The 1,587-nt window shown below is 52.2% G+C and carries 1 protein-coding gene; it reads left to right on the top strand.

What is annotated here, in order from left to right; translation table 11 throughout:
• The first annotated feature begins 205 nt into the window (after positions 1–205).
• Entirely contained in the window at positions 206–1,504 is a 1,299-nt protein-coding gene (locus tag AC1DX0_RS35665; protein ID WP_477219612.1) for a tetratricopeptide repeat protein, read from the top strand.
• Positions 1,505–1,587 lie beyond the last annotated feature (83 nt).

Genomic DNA, 1,587 nt, shown 5'->3' with positions numbered 1-1,587 from the left:
GACTTAATGTGCGGCTTTTATAACTGTTGCTATTGGCTAAAAGCGAGTTGTTCGGATGGTCTAAGGAGACGCTTTAACGAGCATCGGAGCACCGTAACTGTTCTGAAATGTCGTTGCTAGGGCAGAGATTCCTGCACAAATCGCAGATGGATCGTGTGGACTTACTGTAAATTCAGAAGTCTTAAATCCCGCGTGGATCGTAACAATGATTAATCCATCAAAGTACACAATAATAATTCTGACCGTGGCCTGCGTCGGAATGTCATTTTTCATTCCCTCGTCACACTCTATCGCAGGCGAGCTTATTGTCACCCAACAATTGGCATGTGGAACGATCGGGGGTTCAGAGCGACAGCAATGGGAAAATGACGCTGCCTTAGGCAAGACGGCGGCGCTAAACAATCTCGGGTTTATTTACTTATCGGGTTGCGGCGTGAAGCCGGACGCCCAACGGGCAAGGGACTACTTAGAGCAAGCCGCCGGCCAGGGCGACGCGCATGCAGAGCACAATCTGGGATACCTCTATGATAAGGGCGGCATCGGCGTGGCTCAGAACAGCGCTCTCGCCTTTGCCTGGTATACTAAGGCGGCGGCCCAGGGATTTGCTAAATCCGAATTGAGCCTGGCCCAAATGTATCAGATCGGACGAGCAGTACCAAAGGACCCGGTCAGGGCCGCCGAACTCCTCCGCCAGGCGGCGGACCAAGGGTTTGCCCCTGCCCAATTTCAGCTCGGCGCAGCCTATGAAAGCGGCGAAGGCGTTGGGCGAGATTATGGGCAAGCGATGATGTGGTATCAGAAAGCGGCAGCCCAGAACGATCCCGCGGCGCTGGCGGCAATTGCCTATTTGTATGAATATGCCCGGGGTGTCCCACAGGACTTCGCTGCTGCCATGCGCTGGTATCGGGCTGCTGCCGCGGTAGGCAGCCCTATCGGGGAAAACAATCTAGGCGGACTTTATGACAGCGGTAAAGGCGTCGCACCCGATGCCGCACAGGCCGCCATTTGGTACGCAAAGGCCGCGGCGCAGGGATTTTCCGCGGCCAGTGCCAACCTTGGTGTCCTCTACGCAGCTGGCAAAGGAGTGCCGCAAGATTATCGACGCGCTGCGGAATTGTTTTCGAGCGCGGCTCAAAGCGGGGATGTTCAGGGTGAGTATAATCTCGGAGTGGCGTATTTAGCCGGCAAAGGCGTTGGGCAAGATTATGCCCTTGCTCGTCACTGGCTTGAAAAATCGTCAGATCAAAACAATCCTAGGGCGCAATATGATCTGGCTATGATATATATGAATGGCATGGGTCTTCAAAAGAATACTGAAAAATCAATAAAATTGTTTGAAGAAAGTGCCAAAAATGGCGACGCAAACGCCCAAAGTGCGCTTGGTACCATTTTTGAGTTTGGTATTGGTGTAACAAGAGATCGATCAACGGCTATTATGTACTACAAAAAAGCTGCGGATGGCGGCAATTTAAAAGCAAAAGAGGCCATTAAGCGTCTTTTGTAATGAATTTGAATTCATAATTCGTCCCTACGGAACGGACCCACAATTTCTGGCTGGGGCGCCAGGATTCGAACCTGGGAATGTCG

The organism is Mesorhizobium sp. P3_A9 (assembly GCF_056402975.1).
The sequence above is the reverse complement of the archived record's forward strand: the minus strand, read 5'-3'. Positions and strand labels throughout refer to the sequence as shown.

What these genes read in the sequence shown, in the direction of transcription:
- AC1DX0_RS35665 (WP_477219612.1), top strand. Translation starts at nt 206, where the DNA reads ATGATTAATCCATCAAAGTACACAATAATAATTCTGACCGTGGCCTGC.